At 74.1% G+C, this 7,667-nt stretch carries 6 protein-coding genes; 2 read left to right on the top strand and 4 right to left on the bottom strand.

The features are described from left to right. Positions 1-26: 26 nt before the first annotated feature. Entirely contained in the window at positions 27-1,196 is a 1,170-nt protein-coding gene (locus CHC11_RS22885) for an alkaline phosphatase family protein (RefSeq protein WP_218826203.1), read from the bottom strand. After that, positions 1,193-1,774, bottom strand: a complete 582-nt coding sequence (locus CHC11_RS42155; protein ID WP_218826204.1) for a DUF5998 family protein — start codon at positions 1,772-1,774, stop codon at positions 1,193-1,195. Before CHC11_RS42155 ends, CHC11_RS22885 begins: the two co-directional genes overlap by 4 nt. Positions 1,775-1,879: 105 nt before the next feature. Here CHC11_RS42155 and CHC11_RS22890 point away from each other — a divergent pair, with 105 nt between their 5' ends. Further along, a complete protein-coding gene (locus CHC11_RS22890) occupies positions 1,880-2,170 on the top strand; it encodes a hypothetical protein (RefSeq protein WP_089313800.1) in 291 nt (96 codons plus the stop codon). A 107-nt stretch (positions 2,171-2,277) separates the two neighbouring features. On the opposite strand, the gene CHC11_RS22895 is transcribed toward CHC11_RS22890, so the two are convergent. Continuing rightward, the gene (locus tag CHC11_RS22895) at positions 2,278-4,716 is read right to left on the bottom strand and encodes a bifunctional acetate--CoA ligase family protein/GNAT family N-acetyltransferase (RefSeq protein WP_089313859.1); all 2,439 of its coding nucleotides are present in this window, start codon (positions 4,714-4,716) and stop codon (positions 2,278-2,280) included. A gap of 168 nt (positions 4,717-4,884) precedes the next feature. Between CHC11_RS22895 and CHC11_RS22900 the strand changes: the two genes are divergently transcribed. Continuing rightward, a complete protein-coding gene (locus tag CHC11_RS22900; protein WP_089313801.1) occupies positions 4,885-5,808 on the top strand; it encodes a carbohydrate kinase family protein in 924 nt (307 codons plus the stop codon). Positions 5,809-5,820: 12 nt separating this feature from the next. On the opposite strand, the gene CHC11_RS22905 is transcribed toward CHC11_RS22900, so the two are convergent. After that, positions 5,821-6,846: a LysR family transcriptional regulator gene (locus CHC11_RS22905; protein WP_218826205.1), complete on the bottom strand. Its 1,026-nt coding sequence runs from the start codon at positions 6,844-6,846 to the stop codon at positions 5,821-5,823. Positions 6,847-7,667: the final 821 nt, after the last annotated feature.

Consider the following 7,667-nt stretch of genomic DNA (forward strand, 5'->3'; position numbering starts at 1 on the left):
CCGGGTTCATCCCAACTCCGCGGGTCTCATGGCCGGGACGCGGTGAGCAGCGGCACCAGTTGCTCGGCCGGGACGAGGGAGCCGTGCATGCCGACCATCCGGCCCAGCCACGGCTCCCTTTCGGACGCGACGATCGCGAGGTCGGCGTGCGGGACGGCGACCACGTCGCCGATCCGTTCCAGCATCCCGGGGCCGATCGTGCCGAACCAGCCGTCCTCGACGGCGTGCTCGCGGCTGACGACCCACGCCCGGTCGCCCAGCGTCGCCGTCCAGGCGGCGAGCACGTCCGCGTGGGCGCCCGGCTCGCTGTAGACATAGCGGGCGCGGGCGTCCCCCCCGAGCAGGGCGACGCCCTCCGTCAGCTCGGGAACGGTGTCGGCGTCGATCCGCTCGTCCGGGTCGACCATGCCGTGGTCGGCGGTCACGTGCAGGGACGAGCCCGGCGGCAGGACGTCAGCGATCCGCTGCGCGAGCATGTCGACGAACCCCAGCTGGTGGCGCCAGTCGGCGGAGCCGACCCCGAACCGGTGGCCGGTCGCGTCGAGGTCGGCGTGGTACACGGTGACGTAGGCCCGGTCGCCGCGGCGTAGGGCCAGCTCGGCGCGGCCGACGAGCTGGCCGAGGCCGCCCGCCGCCAGGTAGTCGGCGCCGCGCGTGGTGGCGCGGCTGAGGCTGGAGCCCCGGTACAGGGGGTGCGCCACGTACGCGACCTCGACGCCGGCCGCGGCGGCCCGCCCGTAGACGGTCGGGACCGGCTGGAACGTCTCGGGCTCGACGGTGTCGTCCCGCCAGCGCAGGCAGTTCAGCAGCCGCCCGGTGCCGGGGATCGCGACCTGCACGCCGAGCAGTCCGTGCTCGCCGGGCGGGGCGCCGGTGGCCAGCGAGCCGAGGCTGCTGACGGTCGTCGCAGGGAACCCGGCCGTGATCGGGCCGCCGTCCATCGCGTTCAGGAAGGGCGCCTCGCCGGGATGGGCCCTCAGCTGCTCCCAGCCGAGACCGTCGACCAGGAGCACGCAGACGCGCGGCACGGCGGGCAGGCCGAGGACGTTCGGCGCGTCCGGGACGCCCAGCGCGGCCAGCGCGGAGGACGGCAGGTCGGCCAGCGCGGCCTCGCCGTACCGCGGGACGGGCGGTTCGGGGTGCGGGCCCCTTCCGCCAGCGGACCCGCCGCGCCCCCCTGCGGCCGCCCCGCTCACTGCGCGGTCGCGGCGGACAGTTCCTCGGCGAAGGCCAGCACCTGGCTCACGGCGTCCGCGCCGTCGGCGGCCTCGCTGACCCGCAGCGACAGGTCGTCGGCCGTGACGCTGCCGGTGTAGCCGTGGTCGGCCTCGCAGTTCTCGTCGCCGCACGTCGCGGGTTCGAGGTCGATGTGGGCGATGGCCCCCCAGCCGATGGTCAGCACCACCTCGGTGGGCGGCACCCCGGGAACGTAGGACGCGGGGTCCGGGACCACCCGCGTCACCGCGACCGATTGGACGCGTTCCAGCTTGACGGCCTCGGTGGTGGTGGACGCGTGCGGCCGCGTCATGCCCTCGCCGGGCGGATGCTCGTCGGTGTGGCACACCAGCAGCCGGCTCGCCGACAGCACGAGAACGGTCACGTGCCGCCGCACCTCCATCGCGGGGTCGAAGGTCGCCTCGTGGTGGACGACGTAGGCGACGACGCGCTCGTCCCCGACGGCCGACTCGACCGCGTCCGCGACCAGGGCCGGGTAGTAACCGCTGCGCTCGATCGCCGTGCGCAGACCACTGACGGTCGCTCGGGTTTCCCTCATGGCCCCATCCTGCCCTGTCCGGGGCCGGACGCGCACATGACCGCCGCGGCACACGGTCATATGTCCTGTGCGGGGTAGAGTCCGTGTGCGGGGTAGAGGGTGGGTATGGACGAGCATCCCCTGCCGACCCCGCCGCCGGTACCGCCGCCCACGCCCGACCCGGCACCGCCCCCGCAGCCCCCGGTGCCGCCCTCGCCGCCGCCCGGCCCCGCCCCGGGGCCCGCGCCGCGGCCTCCCGGCCCCGTCCCGCCCGGCCCCTCTCCGGAGCCGGTGCCGCCCGGACCGCCGCCCGACCCGTCCCCGCCCGCGCCGGGGCCCGAGCCGATCCCGCCGGGGCCCGCGCCCGACCCCGTCCCGCCGACGCCGGAGCCCAGCCCTCCCCCGCCCCCGGACTGACGCCGGGCACGACGGTTCACGCGTGCGCGTGAACCGTCGTGCCTTCGCTGCTCAGGCGGCGCCGGAGGCCCGGGGACGCTGTTCAGGCCCCGGCCTCCGTGCAGCGGTCACAGGTGGCGCGGCTCCAGTTCGGGACGCGGTCCGAGGGGACGCTCCAGCGTGAGCCTCACCGCCCGCACCGCGACCCCGGACGGGCCCACCATGACGGGGCTCAGCTCCAGCCGCGCCACCTCGGGTAGGTCGTAGCCGAGGCGGGACGCGCGCAGCAGCAGTTCCTCCAGGGCCCCGAGGTTCACCGGGTCGGCGCCCCGGTGCCCCAGCAGCAGCGGGGCGGTGCGGATCGCGCGGATCATCTCCGCCGCCTCCGCGTCCGCCAGCGGCGACAGGCGGTAGGCGCGGTCCTCCAGCAGTTCGGCGGTCTCGTCGGCGATCCCGAACGAGACCAGCGCCCCGAACGAGCGGTCCTCCCGGACGACGATGCGGGTCGCGACCCCGTCCGTCCCGCCGGCGAGCCCGATGCCGTAGCAGGCCAGCAGCTCCCCCGCCTGCTCCGGCGCGACGTCGACGGGGCCGCCGTCGCCCAGCCACGCGGCGACCAGCTCCCGCGCCTTGGCGCGGTCCACGTCCTCGAACACCGGCATCCGGCCGGGGGGGCGCCGCCGCCACCTGGCGTACCGGATCACGTACGCCAGCGCGCGGACGGCGTCCTCGGGCGCCGTGTAGGACGGCACGGAGCCCTCCGCGGCCATCCCGTCCGGGCCGGTGACGCGAAGGTCGGCGGGCATGCCCTCGGTGCCGAGGTAGGTCGCCACGATCGGCTTCCTGCCCTCGGCGGCGAGCCGGAGGATCTTCTCGGGAACGCGCGCGTCGTAGCCGCCGATCGTCGGGGGCGTGAACAGCGCCACGACCGCGTCGACCGTGTCGTCGTCCAGCGCCCCGGCGAGGGCGGCCTCGTAGTCGTCGGCGTCGGCGCGGGGGCCGAGGTCGATGCGGGGCCGGACCTCCAGGCCGAGCGCGACGGCCTCGTCCTGCGCCAGCAGGCCGAGCGAGTTGGAGTTGTCGATGATCGCGATGCGGTCGCCGGCCGGGAGCGGCTGGTAGGCCAGCACCTGCGCCACGTCGAACAGCTCCGCCAGGTCGTCCACCCGGATCACGCCGGCCTGCTCGAACAGCGCGCTGACCGCGTGGTCGGGCAGGGTGAGCGCCCGCGCCGCGTGCCCGATCGGGACGCCCTGCGTGCTGCGCCCGCTCTTCACCGCCACGATCGGCTTGTGGCGGCCCAGCCTGCGCGCCAGCCGCGCGAACTTGCGGGGGTTGCCCAGCGACTCCAGGTACAGCAGGACGGCCCTGGTCGCCGGGTCCTCCTCCCAGTACTGCATCAGGTCGTTGCCGGAGACGTCCGCCCGGTTCCCCGCGGAGACGAACGTGGAGAGCCCGAGACCGCGTTCGGCCGTCCGCTGCAGGATGGCGATGCCCAGCGCGCCGGACTGGGAGAAGAACCCCACCGGGCCCCGTCCCGGCATGGTCGGCGCCAGGGTCGCGTTCAGCCGCACGTCGGTGTCGGTGTTGGCGATCCCGAGGCAGTTGGGGCCGACGACCCGCATCCCGTAGGCGCGTGCCAGCCGCACCAGTTGCTCTTGGGCGGCCCGTCCTTCCTCCCCGACCTCACCGAAGCCGGACGACACGACGACCAGCCCCCGGACGCCCTTGCCCGCGCACTCCTCCACGACCTCGTGGACGGCGTCGGCCCGCACCGCCACCACCGCGAGGTCCACGTCGTCCGGAATCTCCAGGACGGACGCGTACGCGCGGACCCCGGCCACCGCGACCGCCGTCGGGTGCACCGGGTACACGGGCCCGCTGAAGTCGCCGGCGAGCAGGTTCCGCAGGACGGTCTGGCCGACGGTGTGCTCGGCCCGGCTCGCCCCGATCACCGCCACCGACCGCGGGAACAGCAGCCGCTGGATCGAGCGCGACTCGGCCCGGTGCTCGCGCGCCGTCATGACCTCCAGCGAGGTGTCGGTCGGCTCCAGGTCGAGGACGAGCTCGATCACGCCCTCCTCGAAGCGCTGCTCCGCCCGGTACCCCGCCTCCCGGAACACCCGGGTCATCCGGCGGTTGTCGGGCAGGACGCTCGCCACGAACCGGCGCACCCCCCGCTCCCGTGCCGCCGCCGCGATGTGCTCCAGCAGCACCGCGCCGAGCCCGCGGCCCTGGTGCGCGTCCTCCACCAGGAAGGCCACCTCCGCCGTCTCCGGCCGGTCGGCGAGCCGGTCGTAGCGGACGACCGCCACCATCTCCCCCGCGATCGTGGCGATCAGCGCGGCACGCCGGTCGTAGTCGACGGTCGTGAAGTGCTCGACGTCGCGGTCCGACAGCTGGGGGCGCGGCGAGAAGAACCGGTAGTAGATCGACTCCGGGGACAGCCGCGCGTGGAACGTGCGCAGGAGATCGGCGTCCTCGGGCCGGATGGGACGCAGATGGGCCGTCCCGCCGTCGCTGAGAACGACGTCGGCCTCCCACTGATCCGGATAACGCTCGGTCACGTACCCGAGGGTAAGGCACGGATGCGTCACGGCCCCGCGACGAAAAAACCGGCTTCCTCGGTTTCGCTGCGCGTTCGAGACCTTATCCGGGCTCCGAAGCTGTTACGGTCGAGCCCACGCCCAAGAATTGCCGCTCGCGCGGGCCGTGTTGATCGAGGTGATGACTCCATGACGCGCGTGGTCGTGGTCGGCGATCTTATGACAGACACCGTGGCGCGTGCCGCTTATCCCCTGTCCAAGGGAAGCGACACGCCCGCCGCCGTGACGATGCACGGTGGCGGCTCCGGCGCCAACGTGGCCGCATGGCTCGCCGTGGAGGGGACCGACGCCGCATTCGTCGGCCGCCGCGGCTCCGACATCGCAGGCCGGAACCGGGACATGGAGCTGATGGGCTACGGCGTCGACGCCCGCCTCGTCATGGACCAGGAACGTCCCACCGGCACCTGTGTGGTCATGGTCACCCACAAGGGCGACCGGACGATGCTGTCGGATCCCGGCGCCAACGCCGCCCTCCTGCCGGAGGACATCGAACGCTGCAAGGACCTGTTCTCCGGGGGCATCCACCTGCACCTGTCGGGCTACTCCCTGATCAACGAGGGATCCCGCAAGGCGGCGATCCACACCCTGGAGATCGCCCGCAAGACGCAGATGTCGGTCTCCGTGGACGGTGGCTCGTCCTCCCCGCTCAAGCGGATGGGCGCCGAGCCCTTCCTGGAGTGGACGCAGGGCGCCCGCCTCCTGGTCGTCAACGCCAAGGAGGCCGAGATCCTGACCGGCCGCGACACGCCGGAGCAGGCCGCCAAGGTCCTGACCGCCTGGTACCCGCAGGTCGTGATCAAGACCGGCGCCGACGGGGCCCTGTGGTACACCAACGGCCGTCCCGAGCCCGTCACCGTCGCGGCGGAGCCCGTCGAGAAGATCATCGACGGCACCGGCGCCGGCGACGCGTTCGTCGCCGGGTTCCTCCCGCCGTGGCTGGACGGCAAGCAGCCGGCCGACGCCCTCACCGCGGGCTGCCGCCTGGCCGCCCGCGCCATGCAGCACCTGGGCGCCCGCCCGACGCTCGACGTGGTCGACAACCAGATCAAGTAGAGGCGGGCCCGCTCAGGCGAGCGGGGTGTAGGTGCGGACGTCCTCCCTGACCGCGTCCCAGAGGCGGTTCAGGGGGTGGCCCGCGTCGTAGCGTTCGAGGTCGGCGCGGCGGACGAAGGCGCCCGTCATGAACTCGGCCTTGGGCTCCAGGTCGTCGTGGAGCCCGATCGTGCGCAGCGGGACGGCGTCGGGGTCCTCCTGCGCGGCCATGCCCCGCCCGATCGAGCCGGTGACGATCATGCAGCCGCGCACGAACCCCGACCGCAGCAGCGACAGCCCGTAGTGCACGTCGTCGATGTCGGCGACGACGTTGAGGCGCTCGCGGAAGTTCGCCCCGTACCAGGTGGCGAGCAGGTCGGCGACGAGTCCGGCGGGCGGCACCACCAGCGGGATCCGCCCGAGGCGGCTCGTCTGCACCGGCGTGTCGGGCAGCTCGCCCTCCGGCAGGTTGGTGAGCAGCAGCGCCTGGCCCCGGGCGTACTCGACGACCTCGTACTCCTCCAGGCGCAGGTCGCCCTCGGGGGTGCTGACGATGCTGCCGCAGATGAGGTCGACCTGGCGGGTCTCCAGCCGCGACCACAGGTCCTTGGTGCGGACGTGGGCGACCTTGAACTCGACCTCGCGCTGCCGGAACTCCTCCGAGACCCGGTCCCAGGCCCGGGAGACGATCGGCAGGGTGAACTCGGTGGTGCCGACCGTCAGCATGCGTCCGAGGCGGCGGCGGCTCCAGTGAATGGACTCCAGCCATTTCTCGAACGTCGTCCGCGCCAGTTCGACCGTGGTCTCCCCGGTCGGGGTGAACAGGTAGTCCTTCCCGCGCCCCTGCCGGACCGTCAGGACCTCCCCGCACAGCACCTGGCTGTTGCGGTTCAGCGTGTCGAGCTGCTTCTGGACGCTCGACTGCTCGCGCCCCAGCACCCGGGCCGCCCGCAGCGCCGACCCCGTCTCGTGCACCACCAGCAGGGTCCGCAGCTGGTCGAACGTCATGTCGAGCAGGCCGGGCGGACACTCCAGCAGCGAGTCCAGGGTCGGTGGCACGGGGAGGGACATTACTACCTCTTCCCAGACCCCGCGGAAATGGCCGCGGGGCCAACTAAGCGGGAAATGATGACATTTCCGCCTGAACTTATCTCAAGATGTTCTCCCAAACAACTGGACAGAGTTTTCTAACCTCTAGAACACTTTCCTTCGAGCCGCTCCACCGCCGCCGTCACCCGTCCCACTCCCAGGACGGCGGCGCTCCCGGGCGCGCCCCGGCGGTGCCGGCCGCCGGGGCCGCCGCCCGGCGCCCCTGGTCTCCCGTTCGCCGCGGCTCTTCTCCGCCGCGGCGCCGGGACCGGACGCCGGCCCGTGCGCGGGGCCGCGCGCACGGGCCGGCCCGAAAACGTCCCGCCCGCGCCCACGGGGGCGCGCGGGCGGCACGCCCTCTCCCCGGTCGGCGTCGGGGCCCACTCGGGCCCCGAACGCAGGGGCGCCGGTCAGAGGCGGAGGGCACCCTTCACAGCAGCCGGCGCCACCGCCCGGACACCACCGGGCCAGGCACAGGCGCTCCGCCGGTCCCGGGAGCGGCGGCCGGCACTACGAAGGCGCAGCCGCGACCGCCCCCTGACACCGCCGGTTCGGGCGCTGCCGGCCTGGCCGTCCGGCCGGGCCGGGGCGGGCACAGCGGGAGGTCACGCCCAGCGCTGACGTCCTGGGCGGGCCGGGAGGCGTCGGAGCGCCCCTGCAGGGCCAGGTGGGTGGCCGAGGTCAGGCGGGTGGCCAAGGTCAGGCGGGTGGCCAAGGTCAGGCGGGTGGCCAAGGTCAGGCGGGTGGCCAAGGTCAGGCGGGTGGCCAAGGTCAGGCGGGTGGCCAAGGTC

Source organism: Actinomadura mexicana (genome assembly GCF_900188105.1).
Classification (GTDB): domain Bacteria; phylum Actinomycetota; class Actinomycetes; order Streptosporangiales; family Streptosporangiaceae; genus Spirillospora; species Spirillospora mexicana.